The 18,112-nt window shown below is 68.2% G+C and carries 15 protein-coding genes; 5 read left to right on the forward strand and 10 right to left on the reverse strand.

What is annotated here, in order from left to right:
* Window positions 1–67: 67 nt before the first annotated feature.
* Together ESP70_RS02590 and ESP70_RS02595 are read right to left on the reverse strand one after the other, a co-directional pair.
* Window positions 68–1,576 carry a recombinase family protein gene (locus ESP70_RS02590; RefSeq protein ID WP_188110455.1) on the reverse strand — a complete coding sequence of 503 codons (1,509 nt, stop codon included), beginning with the start codon at window positions 1,574–1,576 and terminating at the stop codon, window positions 68–70.
* An 8-nt stretch (window positions 1,577–1,584) separates the two neighbouring features.
* Window positions 1,585–2,445: a DUF4192 domain-containing protein gene (locus tag ESP70_RS02595; RefSeq protein ID WP_188110456.1), complete on the reverse strand. Its 861-nt coding sequence runs from the start codon at window positions 2,443–2,445 to the stop codon at window positions 1,585–1,587.
* 124 nt (window positions 2,446–2,569) lie between these two features.
* Here ESP70_RS02595 and ESP70_RS02600 point away from each other — a divergent pair, with 124 nt between their 5' ends.
* The 3 genes from ESP70_RS02600 to ESP70_RS02610 all read left to right on the forward strand — a co-directional run bounded on the left by ESP70_RS02600 (window position 2,570) and on the right by ESP70_RS02610 (window position 7,142).
* Entirely contained in the window at window positions 2,570–3,874 is a 1,305-nt protein-coding gene (locus ESP70_RS02600) for a DNA polymerase IV (RefSeq protein ID WP_149687804.1), read from the forward strand.
* On the forward strand, window positions 3,871–5,970 hold the full coding sequence (locus ESP70_RS02605; RefSeq protein ID WP_149687805.1) for a S9 family peptidase: 2,100 nt from the start codon (window positions 3,871–3,873) through the stop codon (window positions 5,968–5,970). Before ESP70_RS02600 ends, ESP70_RS02605 begins: the two co-directional genes overlap by 4 nt.
* 275 nt (window positions 5,971–6,245) lie before the next feature.
* Entirely contained in the window at window positions 6,246–7,142 is an 897-nt protein-coding gene (locus tag ESP70_RS02610) for a sigma-70 family RNA polymerase sigma factor (RefSeq protein WP_149688541.1), read from the forward strand.
* Here ESP70_RS02610 and coaE read toward each other — a convergent pair.
* Both coaE and ESP70_RS02620 read right to left on the reverse strand, forming a co-directional pair.
* Window positions 7,139–7,741: a dephospho-CoA kinase gene (gene coaE / locus ESP70_RS02615; protein WP_149687806.1), complete on the reverse strand. Its 603-nt coding sequence runs from the start codon at window positions 7,739–7,741 to the stop codon at window positions 7,139–7,141. The genes ESP70_RS02610 and coaE overlap by 4 nt on opposite strands.
* Window positions 7,742–7,747: 6 nt before the next feature.
* Window positions 7,748–8,578 carry an SH3 domain-containing protein gene (locus tag ESP70_RS02620; RefSeq protein ID WP_188110457.1) on the reverse strand — a complete coding sequence of 277 codons (831 nt, stop codon included), beginning with the start codon at window positions 8,576–8,578 and terminating at the stop codon, window positions 7,748–7,750.
* A 136-nt stretch (window positions 8,579–8,714) separates the two neighbouring features.
* Here ESP70_RS02620 and ESP70_RS02625 point away from each other — a divergent pair, with 136 nt between their 5' ends.
* Window positions 8,715–10,025: a class I adenylate-forming enzyme family protein gene (locus ESP70_RS02625; RefSeq protein WP_246161755.1), complete on the forward strand. Its 1,311-nt coding sequence runs from the start codon at window positions 8,715–8,717 to the stop codon at window positions 10,023–10,025.
* On the opposite strand, the gene ESP70_RS02630 is transcribed toward ESP70_RS02625, so the two are convergent.
* Together ESP70_RS02630 and ESP70_RS02635 are read right to left on the reverse strand one after the other, a co-directional pair.
* Window positions 9,978–11,021 (reverse strand): phosphatase PAP2 family protein, encoded by a 1,044-nt coding sequence (locus tag ESP70_RS02630; RefSeq protein ID WP_188110458.1) that lies wholly within the window; start codon window positions 11,019–11,021, stop codon window positions 9,978–9,980. The genes ESP70_RS02625 and ESP70_RS02630 overlap by 48 nt on opposite strands.
* Before the next feature lie 46 nt (window positions 11,022–11,067).
* Window positions 11,068–12,045, reverse strand: coding sequence for a GlxA family transcriptional regulator (locus ESP70_RS02635; RefSeq protein WP_149687810.1), 978 nt, complete (start codon window positions 12,043–12,045; stop codon window positions 11,068–11,070).
* A gap of 93 nt (window positions 12,046–12,138) precedes the next feature.
* Between ESP70_RS02635 and ESP70_RS19970 the strand changes: the two genes are divergently transcribed.
* Complete coding sequence (locus ESP70_RS19970) at window positions 12,139–12,276, forward strand: hypothetical protein (protein ID WP_188110459.1); 138 nt, start codon at window positions 12,139–12,141, stop codon at window positions 12,274–12,276.
* A 63-nt stretch (window positions 12,277–12,339) separates the two neighbouring features.
* Here the strand turns inward: ESP70_RS19970 and rpsA are convergent, their stop codons facing one another.
* The 4 genes from rpsA to ESP70_RS02655 all read right to left on the reverse strand — a co-directional run bounded on the left by rpsA (window position 12,340) and on the right by ESP70_RS02655 (window position 17,995).
* Window positions 12,340–13,806: a 30S ribosomal protein S1 gene (gene rpsA / locus ESP70_RS02640; RefSeq protein WP_056213433.1), complete on the reverse strand. Its 1,467-nt coding sequence runs from the start codon at window positions 13,804–13,806 to the stop codon at window positions 12,340–12,342.
* A 207-nt stretch (window positions 13,807–14,013) separates the two neighbouring features.
* The gene (locus ESP70_RS02645) at window positions 14,014–15,270 is read right to left on the reverse strand and encodes a M18 family aminopeptidase (protein WP_149687811.1); all 1,257 of its coding nucleotides are present in this window, start codon (window positions 15,268–15,270) and stop codon (window positions 14,014–14,016) included.
* Window positions 15,271–15,353: 83 nt separating this feature from the next.
* Window positions 15,354–17,459: a hypothetical protein gene (locus ESP70_RS02650; protein ID WP_149687812.1), complete on the reverse strand. Its 2,106-nt coding sequence runs from the start codon at window positions 17,457–17,459 to the stop codon at window positions 15,354–15,356.
* Window positions 17,456–17,995: a hypothetical protein gene (locus ESP70_RS02655; protein ID WP_149687813.1), complete on the reverse strand. Its 540-nt coding sequence runs from the start codon at window positions 17,993–17,995 to the stop codon at window positions 17,456–17,458. The genes ESP70_RS02650 and ESP70_RS02655 overlap by 4 nt, the downstream gene beginning before the upstream one ends.
* Between the last annotated feature and the right edge of the window lie 117 nt (window positions 17,996–18,112).

Genomic DNA, 18,112 nt, shown 5'->3' on the forward strand with positions numbered 1-18,112 from the left:
TACGAGGCCGAATACATGCGCTCACGAGCGGACCAGGGGCTTCCGATCGAAGTAACTGACCCTGAGATCATTGCCGAACTACGGGTGCACTGTGGGCTGGCCGCCGCCACACAATCCTCACGCGGTTTGGGTCAAACTGGTTCGATCCCCGCGGCGTAGTCGGCTTGTGGATCTCCACCCGCACGACCAACGAGCGGATGACAGCCTTACGCCGCTCAAGACTCTGCGCAGCCCACCATGACTCCAAGGCCGGCCGAGTACTTGGAAGGCCGTCAAGCGCCGTCAGATGGGCTTCTGGGGCATCCAGGCGGGCGCGAAGGTCCAAGATCTGCGCTTCAATCTTGGGCTTGATCTCTGCGAGAAAGCGATCCCGCGGAAGCACACCGAGGACGTAGCAGTCCTCCTGCGCCTGCTCGAGCCTTTGCCGCGCCGACTTCAGTGAGAGAATCACTGACTCGTCGGGGACAGTCACGTCCGGTCCGCCAACTTCTGCCCGCAGTAACGCACTCACAACCACACCAGACACATAGCCGTCGACGTGCGACATAGTCACTGCGATCTTTCCGCATCCTCCGATCGAACCGTACTTGTGACACACCAGTAGGGGTTTGCCGGCACGCGTCCCGCGCCTGAGGTGGTGCCCACACAGCCCGCACACTCCGATGCCCGCAGTTAGCAGCCATGCCCCCGGTCTCGTGGATCGTCGCGCCGGATCGCTGAAGAGCACCTGCATCGCGGTCCATTGCGCATGACTAATGATCGGTTCCCAAGAGCCCTCCGTGATGTTCTCACGACTAGGGAAACGACTCCCCCGTTTGCCCGGAGTGTGCTCGCGGAGCCCTGCATTGCGCGCCGCACACACAATCTGACGAAGCGAGACCGGCCGCCAGATGCCACCCTTCGCCGCAGGTATGCCCCGCCGGTTGAAATCGCTAACAATCGCGTTGATCAGGTCCCCCGCCATAAGGCGGGTCACCGCTTCGCGGATCACATCGGCCTCCGTCGCAACGACACGCACTTCGGAAATCTCGCGTTTGCCGTTGCCGTTCAGCGCGAAGACCGCTTCGTAGCCGTAGCAGCGCGGACCAGACATCCAAACACCCTCACGAGCCAACTCTTCGTGCTTTCGGCGTATACGGGCTGACTTCTGGTCCGACTCCAACGCCGCCATCGTCGCCGACATCCGGGCCATAGCGCGGCCGTGCGGTGATGAAAGGTCCATCCGGTCACGCTCGACGGTGAGGGTCGGCACGTCCCGACTTTCGCTGCACACGTCGATGAAGCGTTCTAACTCCTTGGGCCGCCTGTAGAGCCGGGGCGGCTCTGACACCAAAACCACATCAACCTGCCCCGTGTCGATCGCTGCAACTAAGCGCTCGAACGCCGGCCGGGCCTTGTTGGTGAACCGGGACGCTGAGATGTCGTTGTCCACGTAGACCTCGATGTTCACGAGGCCGTGATCGGCCGCAAGGCGGCGGCAATTGAACTCTTGGCGCTTCACACCCAGTTCGTCGTCATTTCGGTCGTCACTTATCCGGCAGTAGATCGCTGCTCGCGTCGTCTCATTGAACTCCATACGTTCCCTTATCGGCCGAGATTGACCTGTTGCGGGTTCCCACATGCGGCGAACGCCGTCAGGCTGAGGACCGCCGGCTCGAAGGGCGGGACGACGCTGCGCGACACGAGGGCGAGGAACGCGAGCATGGCGTCGGCGGTCTCCGCCGTGATCTGGTTCCAGACCTCGTCGCGGACCGCGATGCTGGACATCCAGATCGAGAACCTGGCGATGTCCTTGTCGTCGACCCGCTCCCCTGCCAGGCCGCGGTCGAGGATCGGCTGCACCTGCTGCATCCCGGCCGCGGCCAGGTCACTGTCAGGCGTATGGGCGATCAGCGGGACGACATCACGCAGGACCTCGTCGGCCGCGCGTTCCATCCACGCCCGCCGTGGGTCCTGCACGGCGGCGAACCGGTCGACCAGCGCCTGGCGGTCAGGCAGGATCTGCTGTCCGGCGGCGATCGCCTGCACGACCGCGAGGTGGTGGTCGGAAGTCTCGTACGCGACGCCGTCGGCCGGGAATCCCGGCTCGTCCGACCAATAGCGCTCGCCGTCGGCGCGCGCGGCGACGATCACGGCGATCGGCGGCAGTTGTCGCTCGATCGCGGCGAGCAGGTCACGGGCGGTCTCCTGCTGCTGCGTCACGGCGATGAGGATCGCCCCTTCGGCGCCCTGCTTGGAGAGGTGGCCGACGACGATGGTGGCGAGGTCCTCGACGTGATCGGGCGCCGGGATGTCGACCCGCATGCGAAAGCCGAACCGGCGGCGTGGCCCACGGGTCGCCACGGCGATGAGCGACTCCTGCGGCCAGAAGCCGAAGAGCGTCGGCAAGGTGTTGAGCAGGTCAGGGATGTCGTGGGCCGTGTAGACCGAGGGCGTCTGCGTCATGACTCCACGCTGCTGGTGGAGAGACCTCAGGTCAGCCCCGGCAACGAGGGGCTGTGGATCACCGAGAGGCCGACCTCGGCATGTGCATGAAGGATGTGTCCGGACCGCGCGAGAGACTGGGCGCATGCGGTCCACGGCGTCGATCATGCACCTGGACCTCGACGCGTTCTTCGCGTCCGTCGAGCAGCGCGACAAGCCCTCGTTGCGTGGCCGGCCGGTCATCGTCGGCGGCATCGGTCCGCGCGGCGTCGTCGCAACGGCGTCCTACGAAGCCCGGGTGCACGGCGTCCGATCGGCCATGCGTACGGCCGAGGCCAGGGCGCGCTGCCCGCACGCGGCATTCCTCGGCGGCCGGTTCGACGCCTATCGAGAGGCCAGCCGGATCGTGATGGAACGGCTGCGTGAGGAGACCGAGGTCATCGAGCCGTTGTCGCTCGACGAGGCCTTCGTCGACCTGGGGGCGGGTCCGACGTTCGATCCTGACCGCGTCGAGGACATCGTCGCCGCCATCCGCGCCGACATCGCCAACCTGACGGGAGGTCTCACCGCGTCGGTCGGCGTGGCGTCGTCCAAGCTCATGGCCAAGATCGCCAGCGAGATCAACAAGCCCGACGGCGTGTTCGTCGTCGAGCCCGGCACCGAGGCCGACGTGCTCGGCCCCATGCAGGCCACCGTGATCCCTGGAGTCGGCCCGGCAACCGCCGAGCGCCTCCGCCGCGTCGGCATCCTCACGGTCGAGGACCTGCGCTCCCCCAGCGAGGACGAGCTCGTACGCCTGCTCGGTCAGTCGTCCGGGCGATCGCTGCACCGCATGGCGAGGGCAGACGACGACCGACCCGTCATGGCGTCGCGCGAGACCAAGTCGGTCAGCGTCGAGGACACGTTCGAGCAGGACATCTCCGACCGGGTCCAGCTCGAGGCGATCATCGAGCGCATGGCCCGCTCGGTCTCCGGCCGGCTCCGCAAGAACGGACTGTCGGGTCGCACCGTGACGCTCAAGATGCGTCACCACGACTTCGAGACGCACACCCGCTCGACGACGCTGTCCAATCCCACCGACAATGCGCGCATCCTCGCCACAACCGCTCGAGGACTGCTGGCCGGCGAGGACATCAGCAACGGGCTGCGGCTGTTGGGGGTCGGCGTCAGCGGGCTCGCCGACTGGGTGCAGGACGACCTGTTCGCCACCGACGAGGACGACGACGTCGAGGACGAGGTCGTCGAGGAGACCGTGACCCGCCCCACCCGGTGGTATCCGGGCATGGACGTGCACCACGACGACCACGGCGACGGCTGGGTGTGGGGCTCAGGACTCGGGCGCGTCACGGTGCGCTTCGAGACCCGCTGGACCCCACCCGGGCCGGTCCACACGTTCCTGGCGGACGACCCGGCACTCGGCGCAGGGCACACCGGTACGTTCGACGCATGAACGAGCCACCAGTTGCCGAGCGCCGTCCGATCACTCGCAGTCACCACGGCGACGACTTCGTCGACGACTACGAGTGGATGCGCGACAAGGAGGACCCGGCGACGCTGGCCTACCTCGAGGCCGAGAACGCGCACACCGACGCTGCCACGGCTCACCTCGAGCCGCTGCGCCAGCAGATCTTCGACGAGATCAAGGCACGGACGCTCGAGACCGACCTGTCCGTCCCCGTCCGCCGCGGGGCATGGTGGTACTACGCCCGCACGGTCGAGGGCCAGCAGTACGCGATCCGCTGCCGGTGCCCCATCGACGACGCCGACGACTGGAACCCGCCCGTGCTCGAGGCCGGCGCCGAGGTCCCCGGCGAGGAGATCCTGCTGGACTCCAACGTCGAGGCCGAGGGCCACGAGTTCTTCTCGCTCGGCGCGTTCAGCGTCAGCGACGACGAGAGCCTCCTGGCCTGGTCCGTCGACACCCAGGGCGACGAGCGCTACACGATCCGCGTCAAGGACCTGCGCACCGGCGAGGTGCTGCCCGACGAGATCCCCGCGACCAGCGGTGGAGCGACCTGGGCCGTCGGCGGGACCCACCTCTTCTACACAACGGTCGACGAGGCGTGGCGCCCGCACCGCGTGTGGCGACACGAGCTCGGCTCGACAGTCGACGACGTCCTGGTGCTCGAGGAGCCCGACGAGCGCTACTTCATCGGTGTCGGTCGCACCCAGTCGGAGCGGTTCCTGGTCATCGGACTGTCGTCCAAGGTGACGAGCGAGGTCAGGGTGCTCGAGGCCGACGACCCCGAAGGCGAGTTCCGCGTCGTGCTCCCCCGCCGTGACGGCGTCGAGTACTCCCTCGAGCACGCCGTCATCGGCGGCGAGGACCACTTCCTCGTGCTGCACAACGACGGCGCGCTCAACTTCGAGCTCGCAGCCGTACGCGTCGCCGATCCGAGCGAGCGTACGGTCATCATCCCGGGCAGCGAATCGACCCGGCTCGAGGACGTCGACGTGTTCGCGCAGCAGATCGTGGTGTCCTACCGCCGCGACGCGTTGTCCCGCATCGGCATCATGCCGCTGGGCGCTGACGGCGTCGGCGAGCTCACCGAGATCGACTTCGGCGAAGAGCTGTTCACCAGCGGCGTCGGAGCCAACGCCGAGTGGGACCAGCCGCTGATCCGTGTCGGTGTCGGGTCCTTCATCACGCCCGCATCGATCTACGACTACGTCGTCGAGACCGGCGAGCTGATCCTGCGCAAGCAGGCTCCGGTGCTCGGCGGCTACGACCCCGAGGAGTACGAGCAGCACCGCACCTGGGCCATCGCCGATGACGGCGTGCGCGTCCCGGTCTCGGTCGTCTGCCGCAAGGACACGCCGCGCGACGGCACCGCCCCTGCACTGATCTACGGCTACGGCGCCTACGAGGCCAGCATGGATCCGGGCTTCTCGGTCATGCGCCTGTCGCTGCTCGACCGCGGCTTCGTCTTCGCGATCGCCCACGTGCGCGGCGGCGGCGAGCTCGGCCGGCACTGGTACGACGACGGCAAGATGCTGCACAAGCGCAACACGTTCACCGACTTCGTCGCCAGCGCCCGGCACCTCGTCGCCGAGGGCTGGACCTCGACGGACCGCCTGATCGCCGAAGGCGGGAGCGCCGGCGGCCTCCTGATGGGCGCCGTCGCCAATCTCGCGCCCGACGCGTTCGCCGGCATCGTGGCGAGCGTGCCGTTCGTCGACGCGCTCACGACGATCCTCGATCCGAGCCTGCCGCTCACGGTCATCGAGTGGGACGAGTGGGGCAACCCGCTCGAGGATGCCGACGTCTACGCCTACATGAAGTCCTACTCGCCCTACGAGAACGTCGGCGCACATCCCTATCCCGCGATCCTCGCCGTCACGAGCCTTCACGACACCCGGGTCATGTACGTCGAGCCGGCCAAGTGGGTCGCCCGGCTGCGAGCGACGGCGACCGGTGATGCGCCGATCCTGCTCAAGACCGAGATGCACGCGGGCCACGGCGGCGTCAGCGGTCGATACGCGTCATGGAAGGAACGCGCGTGGGAGCTCGCCTGGATCATCGACCGGGTGAAATTCGCTGGTTGAGTGAGCTTTTCGGCTCACGAGGTTTCGTCATCTGGCGCCTTCGGCGCGATCGCGCCCCCTACTCGCAGAGCTCGTGCGGGGACCCCCAAACCTGCCTCGACGCTCCTCGCTGCGCTCGTCGGTCCCACCGCATTAGCACGGCACTCCTAAGAAGCCACTGAGAGCGGAATCCTTGGGGTACCGAAAGCGTTCTGATCAGTACAGACACTGATGGGAGGCGCACGGTGAGCGCACGAAATGGGAACACCAACATCGAGGGCAAGGACAGCGTCGGCATGTACCTTGCCGAGATTGCCCGCACTCCCCTGCTCGACGCCGAGCGCGAGGTCGAGCTGAGCAAGACCGTGGAGGCGGGCCTGCTCGCCCGACACCTCCTCGAGGAGGGCCGCGTGGGCCGTCGCAAGGGCGGCGCGCCGAAGTACGCGACCGAGGAAGAGCTGCAGTGGCTCGCCGATGAGGGCGACCGGGCTGTCCAGGAGTTCATCCAGGCCAACCTGCGGCTCGTCGTCTCGATCGCCCGCAAGTACGGGCGCTCGGCGATGCCGATGCTCGACCTGGTCCAGGAGGGCAACACCGGCCTGATCCGCGCCGTCGAGAAGTTCGACTACGCCAAGGGGTTCAAGTTCTCGACGTACGCCACGTGGTGGGTACGCCAGGCGATCACCCGCGGCATCGCGCAGCAGGCCCGCGTCGTACGCCTTCCGGTGCACGTGGTCGAGGAGCTCAACCAGGTGACGGCCGCGCGCCGCAACCTGGAGCGTCAGCTCGGCTACGACCCGGAGCCGCAGGAGATCGCGCTGGAGCTCGGCATGGACGTGGACCGCGTCATCGACCTGATGTCGTGGGGACGTGACCACGTCAGCCTCGACTCCCCGGTCGACGAGGACGGCGACACGTCGCTGGGCGACCTGATCGCCCGCGAGACGCAGCCCGGACCCGACTTCGCGGTGCTCGACGACGAGTCGCGGCACCTGATCTCGACGCTGGTCGATCACCTCGGCGAGCGTGAGGCGGACATCGTCCGAGCGCGCTACGGCCTGCTCGACGGACGCCAGCAGAAGCTGGCCGACATCGGCAAGCGGCACGGCATCTCCGCCGAGCGCGTCCGCCAGCTCGAACGCGAGGCGCTGGCGACACTGCGGCGCATCGCCGACCCGGACCTCGCCGCCTAGGCGGAGTCCACCCTGGACACGAGCTCGTCCCACGTGCCCCCGACGATACGGGCGAGCTCGTCCAACGGACCGGTGTTGTCGATCACCAGATCGGCGGCACCGGTCCTTTGTTGTCTCGACGCCTGCGCAGCGATCCGGGCGCGCGCCTCGTCCTCCGACATGCCGCGTGACTCGACCAGCCGGGCGACCTGGACGTCCTCGGGCACATCGACGACAACGACGACGTCGCAGTGCTTGGCGGCACCCATCTCGACGAGCAATGGGTTGTCGTGCACGACGATGTCGTCCGCCCCCGCGGCAGCCTCACGCGCGGCGGCGAGCTGCCAGATCGCCGGGTGCGTGATGCCGTTGAGGTCGGCCAGTGCCGCCGGGTCGGCGAACACGATCTCCGCGAGGGCCGGGCGGTCGAGACTGCCATCGGCCGCGATGACGCCGGGGCCGAACCGCTGCGCTATCGCCTCGAGGCCCGGGCTGCCAGGCTCGACGGCCTCACGCGCGAGCAGGTCGTAGTCGATGACGACCGCGCCATGGGCAGCCAAGAGGGCGCTGACGCTGCTCTTGCCGGAGCCGATTCCGCCGGTGAGTCCGACCCTCAGCACGTGCGCCTAGCCTGCGGCGTTGCCGAAGGTCGTGACGTGCACGTGGTCCATGTGATTGGCCGTGGGACTGCCACGGTCGGACATGCTGCGCCAGGCGCCTGACGTGGCAGGGCGCCAGATGTGCTGGTGCCAGATGATGTACTCGATGCCGAGCTCGGCGCGGTGCTCCTGGAGGAACGCCGCGACGTCGTAGCCGATGGGGTTGCCGGTGCCGACCATGATGTCGATGGCCTGGCCGGTGGCGTGCTCACCGCGGCCGGAGACGCCGCCGTAGCGGACGATCGACGGGAACTTGGCGCAGACGGCCCGATGGACCTTGATCGTGTCGGGCTGGAGGCCGCGCTCCGAGCTGGAGCCGGAGGCGCACGGCGAGGTGCCGAGCGGCATCTCCTTGGCGAGGCTCTTGGCCTCGACCCAGCGCGGCAGGCCCTTGTGGATGATCTGGGCCCAGTCGCCCTTGGTGACGCCGGTGATCTCTACGGTCTCGCCGGAGGCGACCTTGGCGAGCACAGGCGACGAGCCCTTGGCCGCCGCGTGGACGTCGACGCCCTTCACGGCGTAGCGGACGCCGGTGACCTTGGCCTCGGCCGCGGCCTCGTTGGTCAGCGGGGCGCGCTCGGCGCTGCGGCTGATGTCGGTGGACTTCTGCGACGAGGACACCGCGAAGAGGTCCTGCTTGGGCTGCGCAGCTGCCTCTGTGGGCGCCGCCCCCTCGTGTGACACCACGAGAGCGCCGGCCGCAGCAAGGCTGAGCAGGCCGGCGGTGGGGAGGATCGCGCGGGACATGTGCAGGCGACGCGGCGCCTTGCGAGCATGCCGGTGGCGAAGATCTGCCACGGATGGACCACCTAGTGCGTAGACGAAAGTCTGACTCAGCGTTCGAGTGAAGCATACTTTGTGCGTCGGTTCACATCGGATGCGCACATCCCCGCTGACCGGCGTGACCGATGTCTCACGATGTGGAAGGTTCAGGGTGCCCGACGTCCTCACTGCGGTCGACAGCGAATCCGCGCAACGCAGGGTCGCCGGCGCGCTGGGAGCCCGCGGCATCGGCGATGGCGACCGGGTCGTGCTCGCCGTTCCGGGCTCGGCGGACTACGTCAGCGTGGTTCTCGGTGCGGCCCGCTCCGGTGTCGTCCCGGTCCCCCTCGACCCCAGGCTGACGTCGTACGAGCGTGACGCGATCATCCGCGATGTCGAGCCGGCACTGGTCATCGACGACGCGGCCGCTCTCACGACGCTGTTCAGCGGTGACGCCATCGAGCTCGACGACTGGCCACGCTGCCGGCCGATGCACTTCACGTCCGGCACGACCGGCCGGCCGAAGGGCGTGTGGTCCGGGCTGCTGTCGGCCGAGCACGCCGCCGCGCTCGTCGCGGAGGAACGCGAGCTCTGGGGATTTGCGTCGGACGACCTCGACCTCGTGGTGTCGCCGATCTACCACTCCGCGCCGCTGCGATTTGCGATGGGAACGCTGCTGGCCGGAGGTGCCATCTCGGTCCTGCCCGCGTTCGACCCCGAGGCGTTCGTCGACGCGGTGCACGATCTGCACCCGACATCGATGTTCTGCGTGCCGGCGCACCTCCAGAGGCTGTTCGCCTGGCTCGACGAGCACGATGCCTCGCTCGACGCGTCGTCCTTCCGCCTCGTCGCCCATGCCGGCGCGCCGTGTCCCGAGCCCGTGCGTCGCCGAGCACACGAGACGTTCGGCGCCGACGTGGTCTGGGAGTTCTACGGCTCGACGGAGGGCCAGTTCACGGCGTGCCCGGCTCCGGAGTGGATCGCTCGCCCCGGTACGGTCGGCCGCGCGCGGCCCGGCCGGGTCGTCGCCGCTGACGGCGACGGCCAACTGTGGTGCACCGTGCCCGAATGGGCCCGATTCACGTACTGGAATGCTGCGGACAAGACGCGTGCGGTGTGGCGGGAGACGCCGGACGGACCTGCCTTCACCGTCGGGGACCTCGGCCGGGTCGAGGACGGCTACGTCTACCTCGACTCCCGGCGTGAGGACCTCATCATCAGCGGCGGTGTCAATGTCTATCCCGCCGAGGTGGAAGCAGCCCTGGCGGACGCCGACGGGCTGGTCGACCTCGCCGTGTTCGGCCGCCAGGACGCCGCGTGGGGCCAACGCGTGTGCGCCGCGTATGTCGGCGACGTCGACGAAGAGGCGTTGCGGGCTCTTGCAGCCGAACGGCTCACTCCGCCGAAGCGGCCCAAGACGTACGAGAAGGTCGCGTCACTGCCGCGCACTGCGACTGGCAAGGTCCGCCGTACTGAGCTCTGAGACCTCGGGCTCGGCCACCTGATCGGGCGCCGCGAACTTCTCACCGACCCACGCCCCGACGAACCCGAGCAGCAGCCCGGCGAGGACGTCGGAGACGTAGTGCCAGCCGAAGTAGACCGTGGCCGTCATCGTGATGGCAAGGAACGCCCGCAGGCCCCAGACGATCGAGCGATGCAGGCCGGCTCGCTGCGCGACGAGGCAGGCCGTCGTCGCGATCGCGACGTGCAGTGAAGCGAAGGCGGCGATGTTCTGAACGGTGTTGGTGTGCGCAGGGTCGGCGAGGACCTGGAGGCGCTCGGTCCACATCGACTGCTGCAGCACCGTGGTGGAGGTCTCGGAGAGGCCGGCGAAGTCGCCCGGCCGGTCGTAGATCGGCCCGAGCGTCGGCAGCGCGAAGTTGAGCGCGACCCCGATGACCCAGTCGACCGACACTGCGGTGACCCACCACGAGCTGATGCGGTCGCGGCGCGCCCAGACCAGCGCGATGGCCAGCGATGCCGGCAGCGCCACGATCCAGACGATGTAGAAGAACGACAGCACGTGCGCCGCGACGGTCGTGCCGAGCAGGTCGTGCAGCACCACGGCAGGCTCGCGGCCGCCGAACATCGCGCGATCGATGCGGGACAGGTCGCGGTCGTAGAGCTGGTGGTTGGCGAACGGCACGAAGCCCTTGAGGTTGCGCACGGACGCGTAGGTCACGTACCACCCGATGAGGCCGATGACCATGAACCGCAGGTTGGCGGCCGGCCAGCGCTCGCGCCACACCTCGACGACGGCGCCGCGAACCGCGTGCCACGACCTGACCCGGATGACGGCCCTGGGGATGACGTCGAGCACGAGGGCCAGCAGGACGATCAGCGGCAGCAGGACGAAGGTCGGCCCGACCGAACCGTCAGGGTCGTGGAACCCGAGGCCCAGGGACTGCGCCATCACGAGAGCTGCGACGAGAGTCGCCACGGCGAGGGCGGAGCTGAACTCCAAACCGGATCTGCGCACGGTCAGACTGTATCGCCCACGCCGTAGCAGTGCCGGATTCGGGCCGTCAGACGGCTTCATCCACGCGGTCAGGCTCGTCGACGCACGTGAACGTCTTGCGATACTGCTGAGGCGTCGTGCCACGGGCGATCGAGAAGTGGTGACGCAGGGTCGCGGCGTTGCCGAAGCCCACCCGCGAGGCGATCTGCTCGACCGACAGCGACGAGTTCTCGAGCAGCTCCTCGGCATGGGCGAGACGCTGGCTCGTGAGCCACTGCAGCGGCGTCGTGCCGGTCTCGTCGCGGAACCGGCGGGCGAACGTACGCGGCGACATGTGCGCCTGCGCGGCCAGCTTCTCCACCGAGAGCGGCTCGTCGAGGTGGTCGCTGGCCCAGGCCAGGAGCGGTGCGAGCGTGTCGGCCTCGGTCTGTCCCATGGGCGTACGGATGAACTGGGCCTGGCCGCCGTCGCGGTGCGGCGCCACGACGATGCGGCGAGCCGTGGTCGTCGCGACCTTGGCGCCGTACATCTGCCGCATGAGGTGCAGCGAGGCGTCGATGCCGGCGGCGGACCCGGCGCCGGTCATGATGTTGCCCTCCTGGACGTAAAGGACGTCGGGCCGGACGATCGCCTGGGGATACATGCGCGCCATGCGATCGGTGTAGCGCCAGTGCGTCGTGCACTCGCGGCCGTCGAGCAGGCCCGCCTCCGCGAGCAGGAACGCCGCCGAGCAGTGGGCGTAGACCAGGGCGCCTCGCTCGTACGTCTCACGGGCCGCCTCGAGCACCAAAGGGTCGAAGTCGAGGTACTCGTGCTTGGGCGAGAAGCACACGAGGTCGGCGTCGGCGATCGCGTCGAGGCCGTGCTCGACGTGCAGGTCGAAGCCGGCACGTCCGCGCACCCGCCCGGGCCGCGGCGTGCACACGCGAAAGTCGAACACCGGGTTGTCGTCCTCGGGGTGATAAGGCTCGGCCCACACCTCGCAGATCGATCCCAGGCCGAAGGGCTCGGCGCCGTCCTGCACCACGACTGCAACGGTCTTCATGGGTCGAGCATCCCGGACAGATGGCAGAAAATCAACGCACACTGGCATTCCTGCCACTGGTGGCAGCATCTTCAACGGACGAGAATTACTGCCATGCTCATCCTCCTGATCACGCTCCTGGTCATCGCCACCGGGGTCGCACTCGCCGTGCTGATCCCGAAAGACGGGTATGGAACCCGTCCCGGTCCTCGCAGCCACCTGGACTCGTTCCCGCCCAACAGCTTCGTGTGACGCCCCGAACGTCAAGAACCCCCGGTCCGTGTGGACCGGGGGTTCTTGGCGTGGGGCGAGGTGTTACTCGCCGCCCGTGAGCTTCTCGCGGAGCGCCTGCAGCGCCTCGTCCGAGGCCAGCGAGCCCTCCTGCTGCGGAGCGTCGTCACCGGCTGCGGTGTCCGAGGAGTAGTTGGCCGCTTCGGAAGCCTCGATGCCGGCCTTCTCGGCCTCCTCGATCTGCTTCTTGTGGGCTTCCCAGCGCTCGTGCGCCTCGGCGTACTGCTTCTCCCACGTGGCGCGGGCCTCGTCGAAGCCCTCCTGCCACTCGCCGGTCTCGGGATCGAAACCTTCGGGGTAGATGTAGTTGCCATCGGCGTCGTAGGACGACGTCATGCCGTAGAGCGTCGGGTCGAAGTCATCGCTGACTGCGGCCTCCGTCTCGTTGGCCTGCTTGAGCGACAGCGAGATGCGGCGACGCTCGAGGTCGATGTCGATGATCTTGACCATGACGCTGTCGCCGATCTGGACGACCTGCTCGGGGATCTCGACGTGACGCTCGGCGAGCTCGGAGATGTGCACCAGGCCCTCGATGCCCTCCTCGACGCGGACGAACGCACCGAAGGGGACCAGCTTGGTCGCCTTGCCCGGCACGATCTGGCCGATCTGGTGCGTACGGGCGAAGTGCTGCCAGGGGTCTTCCTGCGTCGCCTTGAGCGACAGCGAGACGCGCTCGCGGTCCATGTCGACGTCGAGCACCTCGACGGTGACCTCGTCGCCGACCTGGACGACCTCGTTGGGGTGGTCGATGTGCTTCCAGGACAGCTCGGACACGTGGACGAGTCCGTCGACGCCACCGAGGTCCACGAACGCACCGAAGTTGACGATCGAGGAGATGACGCCCTTGCGGACCTGCCCCTTCTGGAGCTCGGTGAGGAAGTTCTGGCGCACGGCCGACTGGGTCTGCTCGAGCCAGGCACGGCGCGACAGGACCACGTTGTTGCGGTTCTTGTCGAGCTCGATGATCTTGGCCTCGATCTTCTGACCGATGTAGGGGTCGAGGTCGCGCACGCGGCGCATCTCGACCAGCGACGCCGGCAGGAAGCCGCGCAGACCGATGTCCATGATCAGGCCGCCCTTGACGACCTCGATGACGGTGCCCTCGACCACGCCGTCCTCGGCCTTGATCTTCTCGATGTCGCCCCACGCGCGCTCGTACTGCGCACGCTTCTTCGACAGGATGAGGCGGCCTTCCTTGTCCTCCTTCTGGAGGACGAGGGCTTCGACGTTGTCGCCGACGGAGACGACCTCGTTGGGGTCGACGTCGTGCTTGATCGAAAGTTCGCGGGAGGGGATGACGCCCTCGGTCTTGTAGCCGATGTCGAGGAGAACCTCGTCACGGTCCACCTTGACGATGACACCTTCGACGATGTCGCCGTCGTTGAAGTACTTGATGGTGAGGTCAATTGCGGCGAGGAAGTCTTCCTCAGAGCCGATGTCGTTGACGGCGACCTGTGGTGCTACGTGGGGTGTGGCGAGACTGCTTGACATAGAGGAGTTGCTCCGATGGATGGGTGGAATTGTCGGGCACGTCTGACAGCCCTTGGATCGTGATGAGTCGAGAAGAGGTGCCCACCAAGGTTTCTGCGGGCTTCGCCCGACATGGGCACGAGCACGGGCCTGCTCTGTCCGAGGTACGTACAGGCCATCAGCGCACCTCCAATCGTACGCGACGGGGGTCCTGCACGGGAAGGCGGGTCAGGCGGGCGACAAGAACGCCGAGAGCGCACGGGCGTAGGTGTCGACATCCGCCGCGCCCATGAGCTCACGCGCCGAGTGCATGGCAAGCTGCGGAGCGCCGACGTCGATCGTCAGCATCCCCGTACGCGCGGCGCTGAGCGGGCCGATCGTCGAGCCGCACGGTAGGTCGGCGCGGTGCTCGTAGCGCTGCAGTGGCACCCCCGCCTGCTCGGCGGCGAGGGCGAACACTGCGGCGCCGGGCGCATCCGTGGCGTAGCGGAGGTTGACGTTGACCTTGAGCACCGGTCCCCCGCCGATCGCGATGTGATGCAGGGCCTCGTGCCGCTCGGCGTAGTTGGGGTGCGTCGCGTGCGCCATGTCGCCGGACGCGCAGACCGAGGAGGCGATCGCGCGGTGGTAGTCGTCGCGCGTGCCGCCGTCGGCGAGCACGATGCGCTCGAGCACGGTGGCGATGAGGTCCGACTGGGCGCCGCGCTCCGAGGTGCTGCCGACCTCTTCGTGGTCGAACAGAGCCAGGACCGGCCGGATGCCGTCCACAGGCGGGGCGTCGAGCAAGGCCCGCAGCCCGGCGAAGCAGGTGACCTGGTTGTCGAGCCTCGGCGCCGAGACGAGCTCCGTGCGCGCACCGGTCAAGGCGCTCGGCGTGGCGTCGTGCGCCATGAGCTCGAAGCCCAGGATGTCGCCGCGGTCGACGCCGGCCTGACCGGCCACGAGCTCGAGGAACTCGCCGGGCTGGGTCGACCAGATCGCGTTGAGGTGGCGCTGCGGGTCGAGCTCGACGCCCTTGCGCTCGGCCGAGAGATGGATCGCCAGCTGCGGCACGCGGAGCACCGGCTCATCGATGTGGATCAGGCGCTCGGTGCCGTCCCGCAGCGCCAGCCGGCCGGCGACGCCGAGGTCGCGGTCGAGCCACGAGTTGAGCCACGCGCCGCCGTAGGGCTCGAGAGCCACGACGCCGAGGCCCTCGGGCGACAGGTCGTGGTGCTGCTTGAGCCGCAGGTTGGGGCTGTCGGTGTGACCGCCCACGACGCGAAAGGCGTCACCTGGCGCCTGGCTCGCCTCGGTCGACCACGCGACCAGCGATCCACCGCGGATGACGTAGTGCCGCCCTGGCCCGGTCGGCCAGGTGTCCTGCTCGCGGATCCGGACGTAGCCCGCCGTCTCGAGCTCGGCCGCGACAGTCTCGCAGACGTGGAACGGGGTCGGTGAGCGGTCGACGAAGGTGCACAGCGCGGCAGCGGGAGCGACGGTCATAGGAATCTCACCCTAGAACACCCGGCCACGCCGGACGGGGTGGCGCCGCGACTCCCATCGCGACGCCACCGTCCTGGGCGTGCCTAGATCAGGCCGCGCCGCCGGATCGCGGCGAAGCCACCAGCGGCGACCATCAGCGCGATCGCTGCGAGACCCCGCTTGAGGTTGGCTGCGTCCGCGCCGTCCTCACCTGCGATCTCGAACTTGTACGCCGTCAGAGCCGTTGCACCTTCGGGGCTGCCGTACGGCTGCGCGGACGTGGCGCGCTTGGCGCCGGCCTCGAGCAGTGCGTAGCGCTGGCCGAAGTCCATCGCGGTCTCGTTGCCGGACTCGACGACCTTGCTGGTGCCCTCCTTGGAGAGCCGGTCAGCACCTTCGGGCAGTGCCGGAGCACCCTCAGCGGCGGTGTCGAGACCGGTCTTGAGCTCCACCAGGCCGTTGCTGAGCTTCGACGACCCTGCGGTCAGCTCACCCATCTTGCCGTCGACGGTCTTGGCGCCGTCGCTGAGCTCGGTCGCCTTTCCGTCGAGGGTGTCGGCGCCAGACTTCAGGTCGCCGGTCCCCGCCTTGAGCTTGTTGGCACCCGCCGAGAGCTCTCCAAGACCATCGGCCAAGGCTGCACCACCGTCCTGGAGCTGGTCGACGCCCTTCCGGAGGGCCGCGACGCCCTTCTTGAGCGATCCGCCATCACCGGTGGCTCCGGAAACCCCGGTTGAGATCGCATCGCCACCACCCTTGATGCCGGCAAGACCGGTCTTGACCGAGCCCGTGAGGCCGCCCTTGACCGTTGCAACGCCCGACTTGGCGCCACTCAGCAGCGCGGTCAGCTGCGCCTTCTGTGTGGGATCCGCAACGTTCGCAGCCACAGCCAGCGCCTGATCGAGGGCTCCGGTCACCTGGTCCAGCCCCGGGGCGAGCTGGTTGTCGATCGCGCTGATGAGCGCTGCCGCTCCGCCCGAGATCTGGTTGGCACCGGGAACCACCTGGCCGTTGAGCTGGGTCAGTCCGGCGTCGACCTGAGCCAAACCATCTGCGACGGTCTTGAGACCTCCGAGCAGAGCCGGCGCCTTGGATCCGGCCTGCTCGAGGCCATCGGACAGCGCGCCGGCGCCATCGTTGAGCTGGTCGGCTCCGTCAGCCAGCTTCCCGGTGCCCTCCTTCTGCAGCTTGGAGGCACCTGCGGCGACCTCGCTCGTGCCTTCAGCCCGCAGCTTCGCCGCGCCAGCGTTCAGCTCACCGCCGCCGGCGGAGAGCTGGTTGGCGCCGTCCTGCAGCTTGAGGATGCCGGCGACCAGGTCGCTCGCACCGTCGCGCAGCTTGAGGACGTTGGCGTTGATCTCGGTCGCCCCGGCGGTCAGGTCCTGGCCCGTCTCGGCGCCACCCTTGTATGCCTCGGCGCCACCCTTGAACGAGACGTTCTCGAGCGGGTTGACCGGCAGCGCCGAGATGTCGGCCTTGGGGATCGTCGCGTCCTTGACCTTGGCCGTGTAACCGATCTCGGCCGTCGCCTTCCCGATCGGCGGGATCAGCGTCATCGTGAACGACAGCATCGTGCCGCCACGACCGTCGCCGGCCGCGTTGGCGCCATCGGGGACGACCTTGGTGAAGTTGGACGGCAGCGTCGTGTCGAGCGTGCCGACCATCGGGACGACGACCTCTTGCGGCGAGGTCACGGTCTTGCCCTCACCGTTGGTGTACGGGACGTCCTCGGTCGTGCCGGTGACGTTGGTGACGACGTAGCGGACCTCGAGCGTGCCGGACTTGCCGACGACGTCCTTCGGATCCATCTTCTTCCCGTCGAGGGTGTAGGTGACCTTGATGTCGAGCGGGAGCTTCTTGGTGAAGTCCGAGACCGAGCGGTACTTCTTGGTGCCGTCGACGTCGGTCTTGATGCGCACCGCACCGTCGCGGACGTCGTAGCCGCCGAAGCCGTCGAGGTTGCGCAGGCCCTTGGTCGAGATCGGGTTCGCGACGTCGACCTTGCCCTTGCCGGTCAGCACGAGCTGCTCGTAGACGCGCTGGGCGTCGATCTTGCCCGACGCGTCCATCGCGACCTGGACCGTCTCGGTGTTGGACACCTTCACGTCGTCGGACCCCGCAGCGTACGCGCCCGGAGCCAACGCGGCTGCCGACAGGGAGAAGACGCCGATCGCGAGGACCGCGCTGCGCGTGCGGATGGGGTTCCTCATGACGACACCTCCTCGCGGTGGCGGGACGCCTCTTCGCGCTGACGGGTCTCGACGACCTCTTCACCGAGCAGGATCGAGCCGACGACACCCATCGCCGATGCGAGCAGCACGGTGGTGGCGGCGGTCGGGGCATCGGTCAGGAACAACGACGGCGAAGCGGCGTACGTCTGCTCGTAGGCACCGACCATCGCGGCGCCACCGACCAGGATCGCCCAGAGCGGCACGCGGCTGCCCGTGGCGACCGAGACCAGCATGGCGACGATGATCACGCCGAAGACCGCGACGGCCTGGGCCGTGTCGGTGTCCGGCAGGACGCCGGCTCGCAGGGCGTAGCCGACGTAGGCGATGACGAAGCCGGCGGCGAAGCCGAGCAGGCGCTCGACCAGCGAGCGATCGGGTACGAGACCGATGACGGCGCCGAGCGTGATCCCCAGCAGCGCGACCTGATCGAGGTCGAGGCCGAACATATGCCCGAACGCGATCGTCAGCGCACCGAAGACCGCGAGCACGGCTCCCTTGATGACACGTGAATTCATGATTGTGTGCAGCACTAGGTGGCGCCCCTCAGCGCACGTGAGTCCTAGCTGCTGACTCCCTCCAGCACGTATTTGACCATGTCAGCGGGTCACCCACGAAATCTCCGCGTAACCTCG

This window comes from Aeromicrobium ginsengisoli, assembly GCF_004134905.2.
In the GTDB taxonomy this organism is placed as follows: Bacteria; Actinomycetota; Actinomycetes; order Propionibacteriales; family Nocardioidaceae; genus Aeromicrobium; species Aeromicrobium ginsengisoli.

Coding starts and splice junctions, on each gene's coding strand:
- ESP70_RS02605 (WP_149687805.1), top strand. CDS start 3,871: ATGAACGAGCCACCAGTTGCCGAGCGCCGTCCGATCACTCGCAGTCAC.
- ESP70_RS02595 (WP_188110456.1), bottom strand. CDS start 2,445: ATGACGCAGACGCCCTCGGTCTACACGGCCCACGACATCCCTGACCTG.
- rpsA (WP_056213433.1), bottom strand. CDS start 13,806: ATGTCAAGCAGTCTCGCCACACCCCACGTAGCACCACAGGTCGCCGTC.
- ESP70_RS19970 (WP_188110459.1), top strand. CDS start 12,139: ATGCTCATCCTCCTGATCACGCTCCTGGTCATCGCCACCGGGGTCGCA.
- ESP70_RS02610 (WP_149688541.1), top strand. CDS start 6,246: ATGTACCTTGCCGAGATTGCCCGCACTCCCCTGCTCGACGCCGAGCGC.
- ESP70_RS02645 (WP_149687811.1), bottom strand. CDS start 15,270: ATGACCGTCGCTCCCGCTGCCGCGCTGTGCACCTTCGTCGACCGCTCA.
- ESP70_RS02600 (WP_149687804.1), top strand. CDS start 2,570: ATGCGGTCCACGGCGTCGATCATGCACCTGGACCTCGACGCGTTCTTC.
- ESP70_RS02635 (WP_149687810.1), bottom strand. CDS start 12,045: ATGAAGACCGTTGCAGTCGTGGTGCAGGACGGCGCCGAGCCCTTCGGC.
- ESP70_RS02650 (WP_149687812.1), bottom strand. CDS start 17,459: ATGAGGAACCCCATCCGCACGCGCAGCGCGGTCCTCGCGATCGGCGTC.
- ESP70_RS02590 (WP_188110455.1), bottom strand. CDS start 1,576: ATGGAGTTCAATGAGACGACGCGAGCAGCGATCTACTGCCGGATAAGT.
- ESP70_RS02655 (WP_149687813.1), bottom strand. CDS start 17,995: ATGAATTCACGTGTCATCAAGGGAGCCGTGCTCGCGGTCTTCGGTGCG.